Origin of the sequence: Streptomyces sp. MST-110588 (assembly GCF_022695595.1) — a bacterium.
GTDB lineage: Bacteria > Actinomycetota > Actinomycetes > Streptomycetales > Streptomycetaceae > Streptomyces.
The window spans coordinates 4,343,672-4,366,565 of the sequence record NZ_CP074380.1 but is presented as its reverse complement, the minus strand read 5'-3'; the positions used below and the strand labels follow the sequence as shown (position 1 = coordinate 4,366,565).

Below are 22,894 nucleotides of genomic sequence, written 5' to 3'. Positions count from 1 at the left end.
CCTCGGACCGGGGCGGCGCGAGGACCGGCTGCTAGCCTCTCGTCTTCCTGTCCCACAACGGAGGAGACGTACGTGCGCAAGGCAGCGCAGATCGTCGGGGCGGCAGCCGTCGCCGCTTGGCTGCTCACCGGCTGCGGCAGCGGTGGCAGCAAGGAGACGCCGGCCAAGGCCACGTCCCCTGAGCCGAGCAGCCCGTCACAGCCCGGCGGCGCCGACGAGAAGCCGTCCCAGGGCGGCGATGCCGCTCTCGAAGGCGCCTGGCAGGCGAAGACGGACGGTGCGACGATCACCCTCGTCCTCTTCAAGGGCACGGCGTCCTTGGGGACGGGCGCCGACAGTGGCACCGTCTGCCAGGGCAAGACCCAGGAGATGATGGGGGCCACGATGGTCGCCCTGAAGTGCACGGGCAAGGACACCTCGCGCACGATGGGCACCCTCAAGCCGGGCGCCGACGGCAAGTCGCTGAAGGTGAGCTGGCGCGGCGGCCCCACCGACGACTTCACCAAGGCCGACACCAAGATCAAGCTGCCCAAGATGCCCGACCTGCCGAAGGTCCCCGGCACGAACTGACCCACCACGGCGGCCTTCCCGCCCCCGGTTCCTCCGGCTTCCGGCCTCCGGCAGCTTCCCGACGCGAGGAGGCGACCATGCCGATCACACGGTGCACATCGTCACAGCGCACGGCGACACGGACGCAAACACGGACACGAACCCGGACCCGGACCCGGACACGGACACGGACACGGTTCGCGGGCGGGGTGGCCGCCACCGCACTGCTGCTCAGCGGCTGCGGCGGCGGCGATGACGGCGGTACGGGCGGTGGTACGGGCGGCCGGGACGGCAACCGCTCCACGGCGGCCCCCTCGAACGGCACGGCCACCCCCGTACCCGGTGGCGGCAGCGGCATCGACGCCAAGAAGCTGGAGGGCGGCTGGGTCACCGAGGGCACCCATGCCTCCGACGGCCTGCTGATCCTGGCCATCGGCCGTTCCCGTGTGCTGCTCACCGGCAAGGCCACCTGCGCCGGCCGGCTCACGACGGACACCGGCCCGGTGACGCTCGACCTCACCTGCAAGGACGGCAGCACCGCCTACGCCAAGGGCACCGTGAAGAAGCTGGCCGGCAGCACCCTGGAAGTCACCTGGGCGTCGGGCAGGGTGAGCACCTTCACCAAGTCCCCCGTGCCCAGCGGCATTCCCACCGACCTGCCCACCGCCCTGCCCACCGACTTCGGCGGCGGACGCTAGCCGACCCGGTGTGTCAGGGCTGACCCGGTGTGTCAGAGCTGACCCGGTGTGCAGGTCAGCCGGCTAGGAACGGGTGGCGGTCGCGCAGTCGGTGCCCGGGGCCTTCGTGCCGTCGCCCGTGCCGATCGGCTTGCTGCGGTCGTACGGGTCGACCTGGCGGTCCCTGTCGGCGGGCTGCTCCTTGGCCGTGCCGAAGGACGGCACGAAGTAGCCGGTCGGGGCGGAGCAGCCGCCGTTGGTCATGTCGAGCGCGTAGGAGACGAGGGACATCGTGCCCGGTTCGGTGATGACTTTGTCCGGGTCGTCCCAGCTCATCACCACCTTGCGCCGCGCGATCGTACGGACGACCTCGGCGTCCCGCCCGCTGTCGCCCGCCGGGGTGACCGGGTACACGAAGGTGACGTCCGCCGTCACCTCGACCGCCCCCCGTTCCCCTTCCCGGTACGTGAGCCGGCCGCGCGTCTTGACCACGTCACCCACCAGCCGGGCCTGCTCCGGCCGGAAGCGGCTGAACAACAGCAGCGGATCGGTCTTGGGAGAGGGCGCCGTCGAGGACAGGGCGGTACGGAGATACTCCTGGACGTCCTTCTGGTGCGGGTTCAGCAGCGCGATCGCCTTCGTGGGGCGCTCGCCGCGCAGTACGCGGGAGTCGAGCCCCGCGGCCACCAGGAAGTCACGGCTCTGCCGCAGTGCCCGCTCGACCTGGGCGGCGTCCATCCAGCCGGTCGCCTTGGCAGGTGGCACCGTGATCCCCGCGGCTCCGTCGGCCCAGCGGGCGGCAGGTGAGCCCCGGAAGGGTTCGGCGAGGGTGGGGCGCAGACCCGGCCCGGCGCCGGGCGCCTCCCGCGGGCTCTTTGTCTCCGCGGCCAGTGGCGTCCCGTCCTGCCCGTCGTCGCCGAACCAGCCGACGATCTGCTGCGGGAAGAGTGCCACGGCCAGGACGGCCACGGCCGCCACCAGCCCGGCCACGTACCAGCCTGTTGCGCGCCGGGGCCGGGCCGGTGAGTACGTACGCCAGCCCTCCGGCCGCCCGGGGCGCTCCCGCAGCCGCCGCTCCACCTCACGGGCGCGCGCCGACGGCTCCACGGGGGCCCCGGCCACACCCTGCACCGATTCGCGCAGGAACCGCTCCCATTCCTCGTCGGACACGGACGACCCGTCCTGCCCCCGGTCTTGCTCACACCGCACTCCGTTTCCCGCTCGACTGCCCGACGCTCGATGCCTCGATCGCTCGGCCGTCCGTTCGGTTGATTGTGCACCGGTCGGCCGGAAGCCGCCCACTTGGCCGCATGGCAAGCCGCCGGCCCGCCGGGCGGCGCGTTGGCGCGTCGCGGTGGTGAAACCCGGCGGAGGGGGTAGGCGGCACTTCCCGGTACGCATACTCACCATGAGTCCTCGACCGACCACCGAGAGGAGTCGTTGAGCATGCGCCTGGGTTCGTCCGCAGCCGCCGCAGGCGCGGCAGCCGCCCTTGTTCTGGCCTCCCCCGCCTCCGCCTTCGCCGCCGAGGGCACCTTCTCCTACAGCTACGACAGCCGCGACGGGCACACACACCGGCTGAGCATGGAGGATCCGCCCGGCAAGGTCTGTGTCCCCCTCGGTCTGCCGAACGACCTGGACGCCGCCTACGCCGTGGAGAACCGTACGGACGCGATCGCCACGGTCTTCGCCGATGACGAATGCGCCGGCGACTCCTTCCGTACGGTCCCTCCGGGGCAGAAGGCACCCAAGGACTTCCTGGTCCGCTCGGTACGGTTCGCCCACTGAACGCCGCCCACCGGGGCCCGCACCGGGCGGACGCCGCGGCAGCCGCTGCCCGCCCCGGTGAGGGGCGGGCAGCGGCTGCCGGGCCTGCCGGGCGCGCGGCTCAGCGCACGAAGATCCCCGCCTGTCCCGCCAGATCCAGGAAGTACTGCGGCGCCAGGCCCAGGACGAGGGTGACCACGAAGCCGACCGCGATGGCCGTGGTCGTCAGCGGGCTGGGCACGGCGACCGTCGGACCGTCCGCCTGCGGCTCGCTGAAGAACATCAGCACGATCACCCGGATGTAGAAGAACGCGGCGATCGCGGAGGAGATCACACCGATCACCACCAGCGCGCCCGCGCCGCTCTCCGCCGCCGCCTTGAAGACCGCGAACTTCCCGCGAACCCGGAGGTCAGCGGGATACCGGCGAAGGCCAGCAGGAAGACCGCGAAGACGGCCGCCACCAGCGGCGAACGGCGGCCCAGCCCGGCCCACTTGGACAGGTGCGTGGCCTCGCCGCCGGCGTCCCGTACGAGCGTGACCACCGCGAACGCGCCCAGCGTCACGAAGGAGTACGCGGCCAGGTAGAACAGCACCGAGGAGACGCCGTCGGCGCTGGTGGCGATGACACCGGCCAGGATGAAGCCGGCGTGGGCGATGGAGGAGTAGGCCAGCAGGCGCTTGATGTCGGTCTGGGTGATGGCGATGACCGCGCCGCCCAGCATCGTCACGATCGCCACACCCCACATGACCGGCTGCCAGTCCCAGCGCATCCCGGGGAGCACCACGTACAGCAGCCGCAGCAGCGCGCCGAACGCCGCGACCTTCGTGGCCGCCGCCATGAAGCCGGTCACCGGGGTCGGGGCGCCCTGGTAGACGTCCGGCGTCCATACGTGGAAGGGAATGGCGCCGACCTTGAACAACAGGCCCATCAGCACCAGTGCACCGCCGATCAGCAGCAGCGCGTCGTTGCCCGTGGTGTCGGCCAGCGCCGGGCTGATCTGCTTGGCGCCGTCCCCGACGACCTCGGCGATGCCGGCGTAGGTGACGGTGCCCGCGTAGCCGTACAGCAGGGCCACGCCGAACAGGAGGAACGCCGAGGAGAAGGCGCCGAGCAGGAAGTACTTGACCGCCGACTCCTGGGACAGCAGCCGCTGGCGGCGGGCGAGCGCGCACAGGATGTACAGCGGGAGGGAGAAGACCTCCAGCGCGATGAAGAGCGTCAGCAGGTCGTTCGCGGCCGGGAAGACGAGCATGCCGCCGACCGCGAAGAGCGCGAGCGGGAAGACCTCGGTGGTGGTGAAGCCCGCCTTGACCGCGGCCCGTTCGGCGTCGCCGCCGGGCACCGCGGCGGCCTGCGCGGCGAAGGAGTCCACATGCTTGCCGTGGGCCGCCGGGTCCAGTCGGCGTTCGGCGAAGACGAAGACGGAGACCAGCGCCACCAGCAGGATCGTGCCCTGGAGGAAGAGCGCCGGGCCGTCCACGGCGATGGCGCCCATCGCCGCGATGCGTGCCTTGGCCGAGCCGTAGCCGCCGGCCGCCAGGCCCACGACGGCCGCGAAGGCGGCGGCCAGCGCGACCACCGAGAGCAGCAGTTGGGCGGTGTGGCGGACGCGTCGGGGGAGGCATGCCTCCAGCACCACGCCGACGACCGCGGCGCCCAGGACGATCAGCGTCGGCGCCAGTTGGGCGTACTCGATGTGCGGTGCCGGGATCTTGTCCGGCGCCCCGGCCGCCGCTGTCCACAGGCTGTGGACACTCGTCACGGAACTCACTTCGCGGCCTCCGCATCATGATCGGACACTGCCCGGCCGGTCCCGGCTCCGGCCCCGTCCCCGGATTCGGCCCGGCCTCCGGCTTCGGCCCCGGGCTTCTTCGCGCCGGGTACGGCGTCGACCCGTACGTCGGGCCGGGGATCGCGTTTGTCCACCACGGACAGGGTGTGGTCCACCGCCGGGTTGACGATGTCGGTCAGCGGCTTGGGATACACACCGAGGAAGAGCAGCAGGGCGATCAGCGGGGCGATCACGGCCAGTTCACGGACCTTGAGGTCGGGCATGGCCCGCACCTCGTCCCTCACCGGGCCGGTCATCGTCCGCTGGTAGAGCACCAGGACGTACAGCGCGGCGAGCACGATGCCGACGGTGGCCAGGACGCCGATGACCGGGTGGCGGCTGAAGGTGCCCACCAGGACCAGGAATTCACTGACGAACGGTGCCAGGCCCGGCAGCGAGAGCGTGGCGAGCCCGCCGACCAGAAACGTCCCGGCGAGCACCGGGGCGACCTTCTGGACGCCGCCGTAGTCGGTGATCAGCCGCGAGCCGCGCCGGCTGATCAGGAACCCGGCCACCAGCATCAGCGCGGCGGTGGAGATGCCGTGGTTGACCATGTAGAGCGTCGCGCCGCCCTGGCCCTGGCTGGTCATCGCGAAGATGCCCATGATGATGAAGCCGAAGTGGGAGATGGAGGCGTAGGCGATCAGGCGCTTGATGTCCCGCTGGCCGACCGCCAGCAGCGCCCCGTACAGAATGCTGATCACCGCCAGTACGAGGATGGCCGGCGTCGCCCAACTGCTGGCCCCGGGGAAGAGCTGGAGGCAGAAGCGCAGCATCGCGAAGGTGCCGACCTTGTCGACCACGGCGGTGATCAGTACGGCGACCGGCGCGGTCGACTCGCCCATGGCGTTGGGCAGCCAGGTGTGCAGCGGCCACAGCGGCGCCTTGACCGCGAAGGCGAAGAAGAAGCCGAGGAAGAGCAGCCGCTCGGTGCCGGTGGCCATCTCCAGCCGCCCGGACGCGCGGGCCTCGACGATCTGCTGGAGCGAGAAGGTGCCGGTGCCGAGCTGGTCGGCGGTGACGGCGTACAGGCCGATCACCGCGGCCAGCATGATCAGCCCGCCGACGAGGTTGTAGAGCAGGAACTTCACGGCCGCGTACGAGCGCTGGGTGGCCGCCCGGTCCTCGCCGTGCCGGCCCGCCCGGTCCCCGAAGCCGCCGATGAGGAAGTACATCGGGATCAGCATGGCTTCGAAGAAGAGGTAGAAGAGGAAGACGTCGGTGGCCTCGAAGGAGAGGATCACCATCGCCTCGACGGCCAGGATCAGCGCGAAGAAGCCCTGGGTGGGCCGCCAGCGGCGGTTGGGAGCACCCGCGGCGGAGCCGCTGCCGGACCCGGCTTCCAGGGGGTCGGCGTCGTGCCAGCCCGCCAGGATCACGAAGGGGATCAGCAGTGCGGTCAGCGCGATCAGCGCCACCGCGATGCCGTCCACGCCCAGCTCGTACCGTACGCCGAAGGCCCTGATCCAGGAGTGGGACTCGGTGAGCTGGTAGGGGCCCTTGGCTCCCGGCTCGAAGCGGACCGCGACGACCGCCGCCAGGACGAGGGTGGCCAGGGAGAACAGCAGCGCCGACCACTTGGCGGCGGTCCTCTTGGCGGCCGGGACGGCGGCGGTGGCGACCGCGCCGAGCGCGGGCAGTGCCGCCGTCGCCGTCAGAAGGGGAAACGACATGGCTGACATGGCTCAGACACCCCTCATCAGCAGGGTCGCGGCGATCAGCACGGCCGCACCGCCCAACATCTGCACCGCGTAGGAGCGGGCGAAGCCGTTCTGCACCTTGCGCAGCCGCCCCGACAGGCCGCCCACCGAGGCGGCCGTGCCGTTGACGGCTCCGTCCACGAGGGAGTGGTCGAGGTAGACCAGGGTGCGGGTCAGGTGCTCGCCGCCGCGCACCAGGACGATGTGGTTGAAGTCGTCCTGGAGCAGGTCGCGGCGGGCCGCGCGGGTGAGCAGCGAGCCGCGCGGGGCGATAGCGGGCACCGGCTTGCGCCCGTACTGGAGGTAGGCGAGCACGACGCCCAGGAGCAGCACCACGACCGTGGCGCCGGTGACGGCGCCGGCACCGATCGGGGAGTTGCCGTGATCGAAGGAGGTGACCGGCTCCAGCCAGGTCACGAACGCGTCGTTGATGCTGAACACCCCGCCCGCGAAGACCGAACCGATGGCCAGCAGGATCATCGGTACGGTCATGGTCCTGGGGGATTCGTGCGGGTGCGGCGGGGAGTACTCGCCGCCCGTCCGCGCCGCCGGTTCCACGGAGGGCTGCGCGGGCGAGGGGGTGGGGGCCTTGCGCCAGCGCTCCTCGCCGAAGAACGTCATCAGCATCACCCGCGTCATGTAGAACGCGGTGATCGCGGCGCCCAGCAGGGCGGCGCCGCCCAGGATCCAGCCTTCCGTGCCGCCCTTGGCGAAGGCCGCCTCGATGATCTTGTCCTTGGAGAAGAAGCCGGACAGGCCCGGGAAGCCGATGATCGCCAGATAGCCGAGGCCGAAGGTGATGAAGGTGACCGGCATGTACTTCCGCAGACCGCCGTAGCGGCGCATGTCCACCTCGTCGTTCATGCCGTGCATCACCGAGCCGGCGCCGAGGAAGAGCCCGGCCTTGAAGAAGCCGTGGGTGACCAGGTGCATGATGGCGAAGGCGTAACCGATCGGGCCGAGGCCGGCGGCCAGGATCATGTAGCCGATCTGGGACATCGTCGATCCGGCGAGCGCCTTTTTGATGTCGTCCTTGGCGCAACCGACGATCGCACCGAACAGCAGGGTGACCGCACCCACCACGACCACGGCGGTCTGGGCGTCCGGCGCGCCGTTGAAGACGGCCCCGGAGCGGGTGATCAGGTAGACGCCGGCGGTGACCATCGTCGCCGCGTGGATCAGGGCCGACACCGGGGTCGGGCCCTCCATCGCGTCGCCCAGCCAGGACTGGAGCGGCACCTGCGCCGACTTGCCGCAGGCGGCCAGCAGCAGCATCAGGCCGATGGCGGTGAGCTTGCCCTCGCCGGCCTCGGTGGCCGAGCCGAGCACCGGCCCGAACGCGAAGGTCCCGAACGTGGTGAACATCAGCATGACCGCGATGGACAGGCCGACGTCACCGACGCGGTTGACCAGGAACGCTTTCTTGGCGGCGGTGGCCGCGCTGGGCTTGTGCTGCCAGAAGCCGATCAGGAGGTAGGAGGCCAGGCCCACGCCCTCCCAGCCGACGTACAGCAGCAGGTAGTTGTCGGCGATGACGAGCAGCAGCATCGCCGCGAGGAAGAGGTTGAGGTAGCCGAAGAAGCGGCGGCGCCGTTCGTCGTGCTCCATGTAGCCGACCGAGTAGAGGTGGATCAGCGATCCGACGCCGGTGATCAGCAGGACGAACGTCATCGACAGTTGGTCGAGCTGGAAGGCGACGTCGGCCCGGAAACCGCCGACGGGCACCCAACTGAACAGGTGCTGGCGCAGCGTACGGTCCTCGGCGGCCCGGCCCAGCATGTGGGTGAACAGCGGTACGGCGACGGCGAAGGAGGCCACCGCGAACAGGGTGCCGAGCCAGTGGCCCGCCCGGTCCAGCCGTCTGCCGCCGCACAGCAGCAGGGCCGCACCGGCCAGCGGGGCCGCGACGAGCAGCGCGATCAGGTTCTCCACTTTGTGCGACCCCTTACAGCTTCATCAGACTGGCGTCGTCGACCGAGGCCGTATGGCGGGTGCGGAAGATGGACACGATGATCGCCAGGCCGACCACGACCTCGGCCGCGGCGACGACCATCGTGAAGAAGGCGATGATCTGGCCGTCCAGGTTTCCGTGCATCCGCGAGAAGACCACGAAGGCGAGATTGCAGGCGTTGAGCATCAGCTCCACGCACATGAACACCACGATGGCGTTCCGCCTGATCAGGACCCCGGCCGCGCCGATGGTGAACAACAGGGCGGCGAGGTAGAGGTAGTTGACCGGGTTCATTTCCTGGCCGCCCCTTTCATCTCCTTGCTCTCCTTGTGCTCCTTGTTCTCCTTGTTCTCCCTGTTTGCCTTCGTCCCGCGCGTCCCTTCCGCCACGGACGACGCCCGCGACGCCTCGGAGGCGTCCGGGTCGGCGGTGCGCCCCAGCCACTCCTCGGAGCGCTGTTCCAGCGCCGCCAGGTCGGCCAGCGCCTCTCCGGAGACGTCCCGGATCTGGCCGCGCTGCCGCAGCGTCGCGTTGACGGTCAGATCGGAAGGGGTGCCGTCGGGAAGCAGTCCGGGGATGTCCACCGCGTTGTGCCGGGCATAGACGCCCGGTGCGGGCGCCGGGGTGGGCAGCGGCCACGCGGAGCCGCCCTTTCCGGCCGCTTTGGGCTCTCCGGCCGCGCCACCGGGCAGCGAGGCGGCCTGGACGCCGGAGCGCACCCGCTCCTGGGACCGCTCGCGCTGGGTGCCGGCCCGTTCCGTACGCTCCCGGTGGGTGAGCACCATCGCGCCGACGGCGGCGGTGATCAGCAGCGCGCCGGTGACTTCGAAGGCGAAGACGTACTTGGTGAAGATCAGCGCCGCCAGGCCCTGGACGTTGCCGCCCGCGTTGGCCTCGCCCAGCCCGTCGAAGTGCTTCAGGGAGGCGTTGCCGAGGCCGGCGACGAGCAGGATGCCGAAGCCGAGCCCGCACAGAGCGGCCAGCCAGCGCTGGCCCTTGAGTGTCTCTTTCAGGGAGTCCGCGGCCGTGACGCCGACGAGCATGACGACGAACAGGAACAGCATCATGATCGCGCCCGTGTAGACCACGATCTGGACGACACCGAGGAAGTACGCGCCGTTGGCGAGGTAGAAGACCGCCAGCACGATCATGGTCCCGGCGAGTGAGAGCGCGCTGTGCACCGCCCGCTTGAGCAGGATCGTGCACAGCGCCCCGATGACGGCGACCGTGCCCAGGATCCAGAACTGCACGGCCTCGCCCGAGGACGTCGCCGAGGCCGCGGCGAGGGAAACCGTCACCGGGGTCACCGGGTCACCTCCCGGGCCGCGGGTTCGTTCTCCCCGTACGTGGCGGCGGCCTCCTGCGGCTGCTCGCCCTTGGATACGGCGGTCTGGCGGACCGTGCCCGGCGCCGCCTCCGTCACCAGGCCGCTGTAGTAGTCCTTCTCGGTCATGCCCGGGTAGATGGCGTGCGGGGTGTCGACCATCGTCTCCGTCAGGCCCGCGAGCAGTTCCTCTTTGGTGTAGATGAGCGAGGCGCGGCTGCGGTCGGCGAGTTCGTACTCGTTGGTCATGGTCAGCGCGCGGGTCGGACACGCCTCCACGCACAGGCCGCACAGGATGCAGCGCAGGTAGTTGATCTGGTAGACGCGGCCGTAGCGCTCGCCCGGGGAGTAGCGCTCCTCGTCGGTGTTGTCCGCGCCCTCGACGTAGATGGCGTCCGCCGGGCAGGCCCAGGCGCACAGTTCGCAGCCGACGCACTTCTCCAGCCCGTCCGGATGGCGGTTGAGCTGGTGGCGGCCGTGGAAGCGCGGCGCCGTGGGTTTCTTCTGCTCGGGATACTGCTCGGTCAGCCGCTTCTTGAACATGGCCTTGAAGGTCACGCCGAAGCCGGCCACCGGGTTGTGGAAGTCAGGCACCGTCGCCCCCCTTTCCCTCGGTCCCATCGGTCCGGTCGCGGCCGGAACTTCTGTCACGGACAGTGTCGGGGCCACCACTGACAATCAGCTCGCGATCTTGGTCGACGCCCCACCGCTGCCGCCGCCGCGGCACCGGCGGCAGCGTCTGTCCGGGCAGCGGCGGTACGGGGAAGCCGCCCGCCATCGGGTCGAACACCGGCTCCGGTACGGCCTCGGGCTGCCGTTCGCCGCGCCGGAAGAAGTCCACGACCAGGGAGAGCAGCAGCAGGGCGAGGGCCGCGCCGCACACGTACAGGACGATCTGCTGGAAGTCGTAGCCCTCGTTGCGCAGCGCCCGTACGGTCGCGACCAGCATCAGCCAGACCAGCGAGACGGGGATGAGGACCTTCCACCCCAGCTTCATGAACTGGTCGTAGCGCACCCGTGGCAGCGTGCCGCGCAGCCAGATGAAGAAGAACAGCAGCAGTTGCACCTTGATGGTGAACCACAGCATCGGCCACCAGCCGTGGTTGGCGCCCTCCCAGAAGGAGGAGACCGGGTACGGGGCCTTCCAGCCGCCCAGGAAGAGGGTGACCGCGACCGACGAGACGGTGACCATGTTGACGTACTCGGCGAGCATGAACATCGCGAACTTGATCGAGGAGTACTCGGTGTTGAAGCCGCCGACCAGGTCGCCTTCGGACTCGGGCATGTCGAACGGCGCGCGGTTGGTCTCGCCGACCATCGCGACGACGTAGATGATGAAGGACACCGGCAGCAGCAGCACGTACCACTTGCCCTGCTGCGACTCCACGATCGTCGAGGTGGACATCGAGCCGGAGTAGAGGAAGACCGCCGCGAAGGACATGCCCATCGCGATCTCGTACGAGATCATCTGCGCGCACGACCGCAGGCCGCCCAGCAGCGGGTACGTCGAGCCGGAGGACCAGCCCGCCAGGACGATGCCGTAGATGCCGACCGAGGCCGTGGCCAGGATGTAGAGGATGCCGATGGGCAGGTCGGTGAGCTGCATCGGCGTACGGTGCCCGAAGATCGAGATCTCGTTGCCGGCCGGCCCGAAGGGGATCACCGCGATCGCCATGAACGCCGGGATGGCCGCGACGACCGGCGCGAGCAGATAGACGACCTTGTCCGCCCGCTTGACCACCACGTCTTCCTTGAGCATCAGCTTCGCGCCGTCCGCCAGGGACTGGAGCAGCCCCCAGGGGCCGTGCCGGTTGGGGCCGATGCGCAACTGCATCCAGGCGACGACCTTGCGCTCCCACACGATGGAGAACAGCACCGTCAGCATCAGGAAGGCGAAGCAGAAGACCGCCTTGATGACCACGAGCCACCAGGGGTCGTGGCCGAACATCGACAGGTCTTCTTGGGCCAGCGCGCTGGTGGCACCCGCCAGTCGGTCGAGGTGCTGCGTCATGCGTCCACCTCCTTGGCCGGGGCCGGCGCCGCGGGGCCGCCGGGGACGGGCGATAGCTTGACGAGGTCGCCGGGGCGGGCGCCGGTGTCGGCGGCGACGCCGTGCCCGGCGGAGTTCAGCGGCAGCCACACCACGTGGTCGGGCATCGCGGTGACCTTCAGGGGGAGGCGTACCGATCCGGCGGGTCCGGTGACGGCGAGCAGGTCACCGTCCTTGACGCCGGTCTGTGTGGCGGTGACGGCCGAGATCCGGGCCACGGCCGCGTGCCGCGTGCCGGCCAGCGCCTGGTCGCCCTCCTGGAGCCTCCCCTGGTCCAACAGGAGCCGGTGGCCCGCCAGTACGGCCTCGCCGGCGCCGGGCCTGGGCCGGGGCCGGCCGTCCGGTGCCGCCGCCGGAACCGCCGGGTCATCGGCGTAGGGCCCGCTCCAGGCGCCGAGCCGGTCCAGTTCACGCCGTACGGCCCGTACGTCCGGCAGTGCCAGGCGCTGGTGCTCCTGGCCGCCTTCGGCGCCGGCCAGCGCGTCGGCGAGCATGTGCAGCACCCGGGCGTCGGGCAGCAGGTGCCGGCCGGTCATCTGGTCCGGCTTGAGTGCGGCCTCGAACATCCGTGCACGGCCTTCCCAGTTGAGGAAGGTGCCGGCCTTCTCGACGACCGCGGCTACCGGGAAGACCACGTCCGCCCGCTCCGTCACCTGGGACGGCCGCTGTTCCAGGCTCACCAGGAAGCCCACCGCGTCCAGCGCCTCCAGGGCGCGCGCCGGGTCCGGCAGGTCCGCGACCTCCACGCCCGCCACCAGCAGCGCGCTCAGCTCGCCGCCGGCCGCGGCCTGCACGATCTGGCCGGTGTCCCGGCCGTGCCGGTGCGGCAGTCCGGGGACGCCCCACAGGGCGGCGACCTCCTCGCGGGCCCGCGGGTCGGTGGCCGGGCGGCCACCGGGCAGCAGTCCGGGCAGGGCCCCGGCCTCGACGGCGCCCCGCTCGCCCGCCCGCCGCGGGATCCACACCAGGCGGGCGCCGGTGGCCCCGGCGACACGTACGGCCGCGGTCAGGGCGCCCGGCACGGCCGCCAGCCGCTCGCCCACGACGACCACCGCGCCCTCGCGGCGCAGCGCCTCGGACGCCGCCCGCCCCTCGCCCTGAAGTCCCGTGCCGTCGGCGAGCGCCTGGAGCCACTCCGTCTCCGTACCGGGCGCGGCCGGCAGCAGGGCGCCACCGGCCTTGATCAGTCCCCGGGTGGCGTACGGGGCCAGGCCGAAGGTGCGCTGCCCGTGCTTGCGGTGGGCCTTGCGCAGCCGCAGGAAGACGCCGGGCGCCTCCTCCTCGGCCTCGATCCCGGCGAGCAGTACGGCCGGTGCCTGCTCCAGGGAGGTGTAGGTGACCGCGCCACCGGAGGGGCCCTGGCCGTCCAGGTCCACCCCGCGCCCGGCGACCCGGGCCGCCAGGAAGTCGGCCTCCTCCGCGCTGTGTGTGCGCGCCCGGAAGTCGATGTCGTTGGTGCCCAGGGTGACGCGGGCGAACTTGGCGTAGGCGTAGGCGTCCTCGACGGTGAGCCGGCCGCCGGTCAGGACGCCCGTGCGCCCGCCGGCCGCGGCCAGTCCCCGGGCCGCCGCCGCCAGCGCCTCCGGCCAGCTCGCCGCCGCCAGCTCGCCGTCCGCGCCGCGCACCAGCGGCGTCTCCAGCCGGTCCCGCTGCTGGGCGTAGCGGAAGCCGAAGCGCCCCTTGTCGCAGATCCACTCCTCGTTGACCTCGGGGTCCTCGGCGGCCAGCCGGCGCATGACCTTGCCGCGCCGGTGGTCCGTACGCGTCGCGCAGCCGCCCGCGCAGTGCTCGCACACCGAGGGCGAGGAGACCAGGTCGAAGGGGCGGGAGCGGAAGCGGTAGGCGGCGGAGGTGAGGGCGCCGACCGGGCAGATCTGAATGGTGTTGCCGGAGAAGTAGGACTCGAACGGGTCGCCCTCGCCGGTGCCGACCTGCTGGAGCGCGCCGCGCTCGACCAGTTCGATCATCGGGTCGCCGGCGATCTGCTGGGAGAAGCGGGTGCAGCGTGCGCACAGGACGCACCGCTCGCGGTCCAGCAGCACCTGCGGGGAGATGGGCACCGGCTTGGCGTACGTACGCTTGCTGCCCTCGAAGCGGGTGTCGGGGTCGCCGACCTGCATCGCCTGGTTCTGCAGCGGGCACTCGCCGCCCTTGTCGCAGACCGGGCAGTCCAGTGGGTGGTTGATCAGCAGCAGCTCCATCACGCCGCGCTGGGCCTTCTCGGCGACCGGCGAGGTGAGCTGGGATTTGACGACCATGCCGTCGGTGCAGGTGATGGTGCACGACGCCATCGGTTTGCGCTGGCCCTCGACCTCGACGATGCACTGCCTGCAGGCGCCCGCCGGGTCCAGCAGCGGGTGGTCGCAAAAGCGCGGGATCTCGATGCCGAGCAGTTCGGCGGCGCGGATGACCAAGGTGCCTTTGGGAACGCTGATCTCGATGCCGTCGATGGTCAGCGTGACGAGGTCTTCCGGCGGTACGGCCGCCTCCCCGCCCCCGGAGGGGGCATTGGTGGTGACGGTCATGCGTTCACCCCCAGGTGAGCGTCGTTGTCGGCCCAGGCGGTCGACTTGGCGGGGTCGAAGGGGCAGCCCTTGCCGGTGATGTGCCGCTCGTACTCCTCGCGGAAGTACTTCAGCGAGGAGAAGATCGGGGAGGCGGCGCCGTCGCCCAGCGCGCAGAAGGACTTGCCGTTGATGTTGTCGGCGATGTCGCCCAGCTTGTCCAGGTCGGCCGTGCGGCCCTGGCCGGCCTCGATGTCACGCAGCAACTGCACGAGCCAGTACGTGCCTTCGCGGCAGGGCGTGCACTTGCCGCACGACTCGTGCGCGTAGAACTCCGTCCAGCGGGTCACCGCCCGTACGACGCAGGTGGTCTCGTCGAAGCACTGGAGGGCCTTGGTGCCGAGCATGGAGCCGGCCGCGCCCACGGCCTCGTAGTCCAGGGGGACGTCCAGATGGGCGTCGGTGAACATCGGGGTGGAGGAGCCGCCGGGGGTCCAGAACTTCAGCCGGTGGCCGGGCCGCATGCCGCCGCTCATGTCCAGGAGCTGGCGCAGGGTGATGCCCAGGGGGGCCTCGTACTGGCCGGGGTTGGTGACATGGCCGCTGAGCGAGTAGAGCGTGAAGCCGGGGGACTTCTCGCTGCCCATCGAACGGAACCATTCCTTGCCCTTGTTCATGATGGCGGGAACCGAGGCGATGGACTCGACGTTGTTCACGACAGTGGGGCAGGCGTACAGGCCGGCCACCGCGGGGAAGGGAGGACGCAGCCGGGGCTGTCCGCGACGGCCCTCCAGGGAGTCCAGCAGCGCGGTCTCCTCACCGCAGATGTACGCGCCCGCGCCCGCGTGCACCACGACGTCCAGGTCGAGCCCGGAGCCCAGGATGTCCTTGCCGAGGTAGCCCGCCGCGTACGCCTCCCGTACGGCCTCGTGCAGCCGCCGCAGCACGGGGACGACTTCGCCGCGCAGGTAGATGAAGGCGTGGCGGGAGCGGATCGCGTGACAGGCGATCACGATGCCTTCGATGAGGGAGTGCGGATTGGCGAACAGCAGCGGAATGTCCTTGCAGGTGCCCGGCTCGGACTCGTCGGCGTTGACGACGAGGTAGTGCGGTTTGCCGTCGCCCTGCGGGATGAACTGCCACTTCATCCCGGTGGGGAAGCCGGCTCCGCCGCGCCCGCGCAGCCCGGAGTCCTTGATGTAGGCGATGACGTCGTCGGGGGCCATCGCCAGGGCCTTGCGCATGCCCTCGTAGCCCTCGTGCCGCAGATAGGTCTCCAGCGTCCAGGATTCGGGCTGGTCCCAGAAGGCGGACAGCACCGGCGCCAGGAGCTTTTCCGGGCTGTCCTCCCCCGTGGTCCCGGGCTGTGGGGCGCCTCCGTGCTCGGCTGCCACCGTCATCACTCCCCCTCCTCGGTCGCCGGGCCTGCGGGCGGCGCCGGGTGGGCCGGGTCGGAGGCCGCGGTCCGCTGTGGCGCGTCGTGCGAGCTGGTGTGGCCGGCCGGGGCCGGGTGGCCCGGCGGGTCCGCGGGGCCCGTGGGCGGTCCGTCCGGCACACGGCCGTCCGGTCCGCGCCCGTCCGCCGTCCGCCCGTCCGCCGCGCGTCCGTCCGCCGGATGGCCGCCGCCCCGTGGCGAGACGACATGGTCCGTGCCCCGGCCCGGCAGCGCCTCGCCCCGGGCCAGCCGCAGACCGACCAGCGAGGCGGGCCCGGCGCCGCCGGTGGCCTGGACCGCGCCCGGCCGCCGGTCGGGGAACCCGGCCAGGATGCGGGCCGTCTCCTTGTACGTGCACAGCGGCGCGCCCCGCGTGGGCCGTACGGTCCGCCCCTCCCGCAGGTCGTCCACGAGCTGCTTGGCGGACTCGGGCGTCTGGTTGTCGAAGAACTCCCAGTTGACCATCACCACCGGCGCGAAGTCGCAGGCGGCGTTGCACTCGATGTGTTCGAGGGTGACCGCGCCGTCCTCGGTGGTCCCCCGTTGCCGACGCCCAGGTGTTCCTGGAGCGTCTCGAAGATCGCGTCGCCGCCCATCACCGCGCACAGCGTGTTGGTGCACACGCCCACCTGGTAGTCGCCGCCGGGCGAGCGCCGGTACATGCTGTAGAACGTCGAGACCGCCGTGACCTCGGCCGTCGTCAGATCGAGCTGCTCGGCGCAGAAGCGGATGCCGGTGCGTGTGACGTGCCCTTCCTCGGCCTGTACGAGGTGCAGCAGCGGCAGCAGCGCGGAGCGGGCCCCGGGGTAGCGGGCGATCACCTCCTTGGCGTCCGCCTCCAGCCGGGCCCGTACCTCGGGCGGGTAGTCGGGGGCGGGGAGTCGGGGCATGCCCAGGCTCGTCGGAGTGACGTCACTCACCGGTCGACGCCTCCCATCACGGGGTCGATGGAGGCCACCGCGACGATGACGTCGGCGACCTGGCCGCCCTCGCACATCGCCGCCATGGCTTGCAGGTTGGTGAAGGACGGGTCGCGGAAGTGGACCCGGTAGGGGCGGGTACCGCCGTCGCTGACGGCGTGCACGCCCAGTTCGCCCTTGGGCGACTCCACGGCCGTGTACGCCTGTCCCGGCGGGACCCGGAAGCCCTCCGTCACCAGCTTGAAGTGGTGGATCAGGGCCTCCATGGACGTACCCATGATCTTTTTGATGTGGTCCAGGGAGTTGCCCAGGCCGTCGGGTCCCAGGGCCAGTTGGGCGGGCCAGGCGATCTTCTTGTCGGCCACCATCACCGGTCCGGGCTCCAGCCGGTCCAGGCACTGTTCGACGATCCGCAGGCTCTGCCGCATCTCCTCCAGGCGGATCAGGAAGCGGCCGTAGGCGTCGCAGGTGTCGGCGGTGGGCACCTCGAAGTCGTAGGTCTCATACCCGCAGTACGGCTGGACCTTGCGCAGGTCGTGCGGCAGTCCGGCCGAGCGCAGGACGGGGCCGGTGGCGCCGGTGGCCAGGCAGCCGGCCAGGTCCAGGTAGCCGATGCCCTGCATCCGGCCCTTGAAGACCGGGTTCCCGGTGGCGAGCTTGTCGTACTCGGGCAGGTTCTTGCGCATCTTCTTCACGAACGCGCGGACCTGGTCCACCGCCCCCGGCGGCAGGTCCTGGGCGAGTCCGCCGGGCCGGATGTAGGCGTGGTTCATCCGCAGCCCGGTGATCAGCTCGTACAGGTCGAGAATGAGTTCACGATCCCGGAAGCCGTAGATCATGATGGTGGTGGCGCCCAGTTCCATGCCGCCGGTGGCGATGCACACCAGGTGAGAGGAGAGCCGGTTGAGTTCCATGAGCAGCACGCGGATGACGGTTGCCCGGTCCGGGACGTGCTCGGTGATCCCCAGGAGCTTCTCCACCGCGAGGCAGTAGGCCGTCTCGTTGAAGAAGGACGTCAGGTAGTCCATGCGGGTGACGAAGGTGGTGCCCTGCGTCCACGTACGGAATTCGAGGTTCTTCTCGATCCCGGTGTGCAGGTAGCCGATGCCGCAGCGGGCCTCGGTGACGGTCTCGCCGTCGATCTCCAGGATGAGCCGCAGCACACCGTGGGTGGAGGGGTGCTGGGGACCCATGTTGACGACGATCCGCTCGTCGTCCGTGCGGGCCGCGGCTGCCGCGATCTCGTCCCAGTCGCCGCCGGTGACGGTGTAGACCGTGCCCTCGGTCGTCTCGCGGGGGGCGGCGTGCGGGGCCGGGGAGGGGGTGGAAGTGGTCATCAGGTGTACGACCTCCGCTGGTCGGGAGCCGGGATCCGCGCGCCCTTGTACTCGACGGGGACGCCGCCGAGCGGGTAGTCCTTGCGCTGTGGGTGGCCCTGCCAGTCGTCGGGCATCATGATCCGGGTGAGGGCCGGGTGGCCGTCGAAGACCAGGCCGAAGAAGTCGTACGTCTCGCGCTCGTGCCAGTCGTTCGCCGGGTAGATCTCCACGAGCGAGGGCACGTGCGGGTCGGTGTCCGGCGCGCTCACCTCCAGCCGGATCAGCCGGTTGTGGGTCAAGGAGCGCAGGTGGTAGACGGCGTGCAGCTCGCGGCCCTTGTCGCCGGGGAAGTGCACGCCGCTGACGCCGGTGCACAGCTCGAAGCGCAGCGCCGGGTCGTCGCGCAGCGTACGGGCGACCGCCGGCAGGTACTCCCGCTCGATGTGGAAGGTCAGCTCGCCGCGGTCCACGACCGTCTTGTCGATGACGTTGCCGGGCACCAGGCCCTGTTCCTCCAGGGCGCCTTCGAGTTCGTCGGCGACCTCGTCGAACCATCCACCGTACGGGCGCGGGCTCGCGCCGGGCAGCCGTACGGTCCGCAGCAGACCGCCGTAGCCGGAGGTGTCGCCGCCCCGGTCGGCACCGAACATGCCGCGCCGTACGCCGATGACCTCGCCGTGTTCGCCGCGCTGACCGGGGAGGTTCTGGGCCTGGACGTCCTGTTCGGGGTTGACGCCCCGCTCGCCGCGACCCGGATCGGCGCCGCGTCCCCGGCCGGTTCCGCCTGTGGACTCACTCACCGCAGCAGCCCCTTCATCTCGATGAGCGGGAGCGCCTTGAGCGCCGCTTCCTCCGCCTCGCGGGCCGCCTGGCGCTGGTTGACCCGAGCTTGGAGCCCTGGATCTTCTTGTGCAGCTTGAGGATGGCGTCCATCAGCATCTCGGGCCGGGGCGGGCAGCCCGGCAGGTAGATGTCGACCGGGACGATGTGGTCGACGCCCTGGACGATGGCGTAGTTGTTGAACATCCCGCCCGAGGAGGCGCAGACGCCCATGGAGATCACCCACTTGGGGTTGGGCATCTGGTCGTAGACCTGCCGCAGTACGGGGGCCATCTTCTGGCTCACCCGGCCGGCCACGATCATCAGATCGGCCTGGCGCGGTGACCCGCGGAAGACCTCCATGCCGAAGCGGGCCAGGTCGTACCGTCCGGCACCGGTCGTCATCATCTCGATGGCGCAGCAGGCCAGGCCGAACGTCGCGGGGAAGAGCGACGACTTGCGCACCCAGCCCGCGGCCTGTTCGACGGTGGTCAGCAAAAAGCCGCTCGGCAGCTTCTCTTCAAGTCCCATTGGTGGCCCCTAGTCCCATTCCAGGCCGCCGCGGCGCCAGACGTAGGCGTAGGCGACGAAGACGGTGAGCGCGAAGAGGAGCATCTCCACGAGCCCGAACAGCCCAGGGCGTCGAAGGAGACGGCCCAGGGGTAGAGGAAGACGATCTCGATGTCGAAGACGATGAAGAGCATCGCCGTCAGGTAGTACTTGATCGGAAAGCGACCGCCGCCGGAGGGCTGTGGGGTCGGCTCGATCCCGCATTCGTACGCCTCAAGCTTGGCCCGGTTGTAGCGCCTGGGGCCGATGACAGTGGCCATGACGACGGAGAAGATCGCAAAGCCTGCCCCGAGGGCTCCCAGTACGAGGATGGGCGCGTAAGCGTTCACCGTCCTCGCTCCCTTCAGTCGACGATGACTGGTTGGCGGTCCGTCCGGGCCCGTCGGCGCGCCCCGCGAAGATCGTGCATATGTGAGGCAGTTCACAAGCCCGGATCGCCTGCATCTTATGCCCGTAGGTCTGTGATCTGCGACACGGGGTGCACCAACGTCTTTGTGATCTCCACCACCTGACGAAGGATCATGAAGTCGGATGAGCGGTGATCTAGGTACGCGAAGCGCGCGAGTGATCACCAGAGGTGACAATCACCAGGGTTGCGCCTGGTCAGAACGGGGCTGGCGTTATCAAGCCATGGCTGGTTCGCGCAAATTGGCGTAGGCGCCCGCCACCTGCTATAGCGCGCGTCCGCGGGTGGGAAAAAGGGCCGGAAGGGTTGGTCCGCGGTGATCGTCGGCACGTGCCCGGATTCACGAGCCCCGGCCGCCGGGGGCACGCCGGGGGCGACGGCGGCGTCGCGAAACCGTCGCGGGCGCGTCACGCGCACATCACGGGCACATAACGGGCGCTCAGGAGTGACCTATCCCACGCGACTTCCCGCTTCAACCCCTTGACGGCCGGGAAGCCTTGGCAGGGCGGATATGAAGGTGATAAGCGGCTCCGGGGCGCGCGCGAAGCGGCAAATGCCATGCGTAGGAACATGATCGCGAATACCGGGCACCGGTCCGTCGAGCTGACGCGCGGTCAAAAGTCCCTTTTGTTCATCGCGTACACGTCAAGTGTGACGGACGCCACCTTTGTTGGCAGCAACCTGTGGCTCCTGATAGCCGTGGTGTCCATGTCCCCGAACGCAGCCATACCCAGCCACCGGAAGCCCCGCAGCTCCGCCTCCACGCGGGCCCTGCGCGCAGGGGTCACCGGCGGCATCCTCACCCTGGCCGTGGCCGGCACGACCGTGTCGGCGACCGCCGCCGACAAGCCCGTGGCCGAGACCCAGGAGATGCCGACCTTCACGGCCGCGCTGGCGAACACCCTCACCAAGAGCGCGGACACCGTCCAGCAGGTCGCGCTCGACTACGAACTCCAGGCCGCGCAGGACAGCTCCGCCGCCCAGGCCTCCAAGGCCGCCGTCAAGGCGAAGGCCGAGGCCCAGCGCAAGGCCGAGGCAGAGAAGAAGGCCGAGGCCGACCGCAAGGCCAAGGAGGCCGCCAAGGAGCGTGCCTCGCGTTCCTCCGAGCGCACCTCGCTGCGCTCCGCCTCCTCCGACGCCGTCTCCTCCGCGACCGGCGGCTCCTCGTCCTCCGCCTCCACCGGCAGCAACTCCTCGCTCGTCGGCTTCCTCCAGGCACAATTGGGCAAGGCGTACGTCATGGGCGCCACCGGCCCCTCCGCGTACGACTGCTCCGGTCTGGTCCAGGCCGCGTTCAAGCAGGTCGGCATCAGCCTGCCGCGCACCTCCCAGGAGCAGTCGGCGGCCGGTACCCAGGTGGGCCTGGACAACCTCCAGGTCGGCGACGTCCTCTACTGGGGCGGCGCGGGCAGCGCGTACCACGTCGGCGTCTACGTCGGCAACGGTCACTTCATCGGCGCGCAGAACCCCAGCACCGGCATCGTCGAGCGCTCCTTGAGCTACAGCCCGCCCACCGGCGCCGTCCGCTTCCTGTAACAGCCTCTGCGAGGCGCTCAGCGCCGCCTCTGAGGCCCTTTCACGCCTCAGGGGACCCGGGGGCCCCAGAGGCACCGCAACGCGCGAAAGGGCCGTCACTCCTCCGCTCGGGAGTGACGGCCCTTTCGCATGCGTGTGGACGGCTCGGCTTCGGGCAGCTCGTACGGCTCGTAAGGCTCCTGTGGCTCGTACGGACCGGACAGCCGGGCGCCCGAACGGTCCGGGCGCCCGGGACGGTTCAGGCGCGCGGGGCGATTTTGGTCAGGCCGTTGATGATGCGGTCCATCGCGTCGCCACCGGTGGGGTCGGTGAGGTTGGCGAGCATCTTGAGGGTGAAGCGCATCAGGACCGGGTGGGTCAGACCCCGCTGGGTGGCGATCTTCATGATCTTCGGGTTGCCGATGAGCTTCACGAAGGCGCGGCCGAGGGAGTAGTAGCCGCCGTAGGTGTCCTTGAGGATCTTCGGGTAGCGCTGGAGGGCCAGCTCGCGCTGGGCGTACGTCTGGCGGGCGTGGGCCTGGACGATGACCTCGGCGGCGATCGCGCCGGACTCCATGGCGTACGCGATGCCCTCGCCGTTGAAGGGGTTGACCAGGCCGCCCGCGTCACCGACCAGGAGCAGGCCCCTGGTGTAGTGCGGCTGGCGGTTGAAGGCCATGGGCAGGGCGGCGCCACGGATGGGGCCGGTCATGTTCTCCGGCGTGTAGCCCCAGTCGGCGGGCATGGAGGCGCACCACGCCTTGAGCACCTCCCGCCAGTCCAGCTCCTTGAAGGAGGCGGAGGTGTTCAGAACACCCAGGCCGACGTTGCTCGTGCCGTCGCCCATGCCGAAGATCCAGCCGTAGCCCGGCAGCAGCCGGTCCTGGGAGCCGCGGCGGTCCCACAGTTCGAGCCAGGACTCCAGGTAGTCGTCGTCGTGGCGGGGCGAGGTGAAGTACGTGCGCACCGCGACACCCATGGGGCGGTCCTCGCGGCGGTGCAGGCCCATGGCCAGGGACAGCCGGGTGGAGTTGCCGTCCGCCGCGACGACGAGCGGGGCGTGGAAGGTGACCGGGGTCTTCTCCTCGCCGAGCCTGGCCCGCACGCCCTCGATGCGGCCGGTCAGTTCGTTGATGACGGGCGCCTGGACGTTGCAGCGCTCATAGAGGCGGGCACCGGCCTTCTCGGCCTGGCGGGCGAGCTGCTCATCGAAGTCGTCCCGCTTGCGGACGAGTCCGTAGTCCGGGTACGAGGCCAGCTCCGGCCAGTCGAGCTGGAGGCGGGAGCCGCCGCCGATGATGCGCAGGCCCTTGTTGCGCAGCCAGCCGGCCTCCTCGGAGATGTCGATGCCCATGGACACCAGTTGCTTGGTGGCGCGCGGCGTCAGGCCGTCACCGCAGACCTTCTCCCGCGGGAAGGCGGTCTTCTCCAGCAGGAGGACGTCCAGGCCGGACTTGGCGAGGTGGTAGGCGGTCGCCGAACCGGCGGGACCGGCCCCGACGACGATCACATCTGCGCTGTGCCCGGAGCGGGAGGCGGTCACGGACTCGGTCAC

16 protein-coding genes and 4 pseudogenes are annotated in these 22,894 nt (G+C 70.5%); 4 read left to right on the top strand and 16 right to left on the bottom strand.

From position 1 onward, the window contains the following. Positions 1-72 precede the first annotated feature (72 nt). Positions 73-570 (top strand): hypothetical protein, encoded by a 498-nt coding sequence (locus KGS77_RS19190; protein WP_242583540.1) that lies wholly within the window; start codon positions 73-75, stop codon positions 568-570. 188 nt (positions 571-758) lie between these two features. Then, the gene (locus KGS77_RS19185; protein ID WP_242583539.1) at positions 759-1,247 is read left to right on the top strand and encodes a hypothetical protein; all 489 of its coding nucleotides are present in this window, start codon (positions 759-761) and stop codon (positions 1,245-1,247) included. 63 nt (positions 1,248-1,310) lie between these two features. On the opposite strand, the gene KGS77_RS19180 is transcribed toward KGS77_RS19185, so the two are convergent. After that, positions 1,311-2,396, bottom strand: a complete 1,086-nt coding sequence (locus tag KGS77_RS19180) for a hypothetical protein (protein ID WP_242583538.1) — start codon at positions 2,394-2,396, stop codon at positions 1,311-1,313. A gap of 276 nt (positions 2,397-2,672) precedes the next feature. Here KGS77_RS19180 and KGS77_RS19175 point away from each other — a divergent pair, with 276 nt between their 5' ends. Then, the gene (locus KGS77_RS19175) at positions 2,673-3,014 is read left to right on the top strand and encodes a hypothetical protein (RefSeq protein WP_242583537.1); all 342 of its coding nucleotides are present in this window, start codon (positions 2,673-2,675) and stop codon (positions 3,012-3,014) included. Between the two features lie 100 nt (positions 3,015-3,114). Here the strand turns inward: KGS77_RS19175 and nuoN are convergent. The 14 genes and pseudogenes from nuoN to KGS77_RS19105 all read right to left on the bottom strand — a co-directional run bounded on the left by nuoN (position 3,115) and on the right by KGS77_RS19105 (position 19,747). Beyond that, positions 3,115-4,766: pseudogene (gene nuoN, locus KGS77_RS19170) on the bottom strand (NADH-quinone oxidoreductase subunit NuoN). After that, the gene (locus tag KGS77_RS19165; protein WP_242583536.1) at positions 4,763-6,499 is read right to left on the bottom strand and encodes an NADH-quinone oxidoreductase subunit M; all 1,737 of its coding nucleotides are present in this window, start codon (positions 6,497-6,499) and stop codon (positions 4,763-4,765) included. The pseudogene nuoN and the gene KGS77_RS19165 overlap by 4 nt, the downstream one beginning before the upstream one ends. Positions 6,500-6,511: 12 nt before the next feature. Beyond that, positions 6,512-8,458 carry an NADH-quinone oxidoreductase subunit L gene (gene nuoL, locus KGS77_RS19160; RefSeq protein ID WP_242583535.1) on the bottom strand — a complete coding sequence of 649 codons (1,947 nt, stop codon included), beginning with the start codon at positions 8,456-8,458 and terminating at the stop codon, positions 6,512-6,514. A gap of 13 nt (positions 8,459-8,471) precedes the next feature. Next, positions 8,472-8,771, bottom strand: a complete 300-nt coding sequence (gene nuoK / locus KGS77_RS19155) for an NADH-quinone oxidoreductase subunit NuoK (RefSeq protein WP_242583534.1) — start codon at positions 8,769-8,771, stop codon at positions 8,472-8,474. Continuing rightward, on the bottom strand, positions 8,768-9,775 hold the full coding sequence (locus KGS77_RS19150; protein WP_242587562.1) for an NADH-quinone oxidoreductase subunit J: 1,008 nt from the start codon (positions 9,773-9,775) through the stop codon (positions 8,768-8,770). Before KGS77_RS19150 ends, nuoK begins: the two co-directional genes overlap by 4 nt. Before the next feature lie 5 nt (positions 9,776-9,780). Continuing rightward, positions 9,781-10,422 (bottom strand): NADH-quinone oxidoreductase subunit NuoI, encoded by a 642-nt coding sequence (gene nuoI / locus KGS77_RS19145; RefSeq protein ID WP_242583533.1) that lies wholly within the window; start codon positions 10,420-10,422, stop codon positions 9,781-9,783. Further along, positions 10,388-11,812, bottom strand: a complete 1,425-nt coding sequence (nuoH, locus tag KGS77_RS19140) for an NADH-quinone oxidoreductase subunit NuoH (RefSeq protein ID WP_242583532.1) — start codon at positions 11,810-11,812, stop codon at positions 10,388-10,390. The genes nuoI and nuoH overlap by 35 nt, the downstream gene beginning before the upstream one ends. Further along, positions 11,809-14,376 carry an NADH-quinone oxidoreductase subunit G gene (locus KGS77_RS19135; protein ID WP_242583531.1) on the bottom strand — a complete coding sequence of 856 codons (2,568 nt, stop codon included), beginning with the start codon at positions 14,374-14,376 and terminating at the stop codon, positions 11,809-11,811. Before KGS77_RS19135 ends, nuoH begins: the two co-directional genes overlap by 4 nt. Beyond that, positions 14,373-15,755, bottom strand: a complete 1,383-nt coding sequence (nuoF, locus tag KGS77_RS19130) for an NADH-quinone oxidoreductase subunit NuoF (protein ID WP_242583530.1) — start codon at positions 15,753-15,755, stop codon at positions 14,373-14,375. Before nuoF ends, KGS77_RS19135 begins: the two co-directional genes overlap by 4 nt. After that, a pseudogene (gene nuoE / locus KGS77_RS19125) lies at positions 15,755-16,680 on the bottom strand (NADH-quinone oxidoreductase subunit NuoE). The gene nuoF and the pseudogene nuoE overlap by 1 nt, the downstream one beginning before the upstream one ends. Before the next feature lie 26 nt (positions 16,681-16,706). After that, on the bottom strand, positions 16,707-18,047 hold the full coding sequence (locus KGS77_RS19120) for an NADH-quinone oxidoreductase subunit D (protein ID WP_242583529.1): 1,341 nt from the start codon (positions 18,045-18,047) through the stop codon (positions 16,707-16,709). Continuing rightward, positions 18,047-18,829, bottom strand: a complete 783-nt coding sequence (locus KGS77_RS19115) for an NADH-quinone oxidoreductase subunit C (RefSeq protein ID WP_242583528.1) — start codon at positions 18,827-18,829, stop codon at positions 18,047-18,049. The genes KGS77_RS19120 and KGS77_RS19115 overlap by 1 nt, the downstream gene beginning before the upstream one ends. After that, a pseudogene (locus KGS77_RS19110) lies at positions 18,826-19,379 on the bottom strand (NADH-quinone oxidoreductase subunit B family protein). The gene KGS77_RS19115 and the pseudogene KGS77_RS19110 overlap by 4 nt, the downstream one beginning before the upstream one ends. Positions 19,380-19,388: 9 nt before the next feature. Beyond that, positions 19,389-19,747: pseudogene (locus KGS77_RS19105) on the bottom strand (NADH-quinone oxidoreductase subunit A). A gap of 785 nt (positions 19,748-20,532) precedes the next feature. On the opposite strand from KGS77_RS19105, the gene KGS77_RS19100 reads away from it, so the two are divergent. Beyond that, positions 20,533-21,360, top strand: coding sequence for a C40 family peptidase (locus KGS77_RS19100; protein ID WP_242587561.1), 828 nt, complete (start codon positions 20,533-20,535; stop codon positions 21,358-21,360). 238 nt (positions 21,361-21,598) lie between these two features. Here the strand turns inward: KGS77_RS19100 and KGS77_RS19095 are convergent, their stop codons facing one another. After that, entirely contained in the window at positions 21,599-22,882 is a 1,284-nt protein-coding gene (locus KGS77_RS19095) for a geranylgeranyl reductase family protein (RefSeq protein WP_242587560.1), read from the bottom strand. Positions 22,883-22,894 lie beyond the last annotated feature (12 nt).

Bases quoted from the DNA above. Each gene is read 5' to 3' on its own strand.
- KGS77_RS19175 (WP_242583537.1), top strand. From the start codon at position 2,673: ATGCGCCTGGGTTCGTCCGCAGCCGCCGCAGGCGCGGCAGCCGCCCTT.
- KGS77_RS19165 (WP_242583536.1), bottom strand. From the start codon at position 6,499: ATGTCGTTTCCCCTTCTGACGGCGACGGCGGCACTGCCCGCGCTCGGC.
- nuoK (WP_242583534.1), bottom strand. From the start codon at position 8,771: ATGAACCCGGTCAACTACCTCTACCTCGCCGCCCTGTTGTTCACCATC.
- nuoI (WP_242583533.1), bottom strand. From the start codon at position 10,422: ATGGGACCGAGGGAAAGGGGGGCGACGGTGCCTGACTTCCACAACCCG.
- nuoH (WP_242583532.1), bottom strand. From the start codon at position 11,812: ATGACGCAGCACCTCGACCGACTGGCGGGTGCCACCAGCGCGCTGGCC.
- KGS77_RS19135 (WP_242583531.1), bottom strand. From the start codon at position 14,376: ATGACCGTCACCACCAATGCCCCCTCCGGGGGCGGGGAGGCGGCCGTA.
- nuoF (WP_242583530.1), bottom strand. From the start codon at position 15,755: ATGACGGTGGCAGCCGAGCACGGAGGCGCCCCACAGCCCGGGACCACG.
- KGS77_RS19120 (WP_242583529.1), bottom strand. From the start codon at position 18,047: ATGACCACTTCCACCCCCTCCCCGGCCCCGCACGCCGCCCCCCGCGAG.
- KGS77_RS19100 (WP_242587561.1), top strand. From the start codon at position 20,533: ATGTCCCCGAACGCAGCCATACCCAGCCACCGGAAGCCCCGCAGCTCC.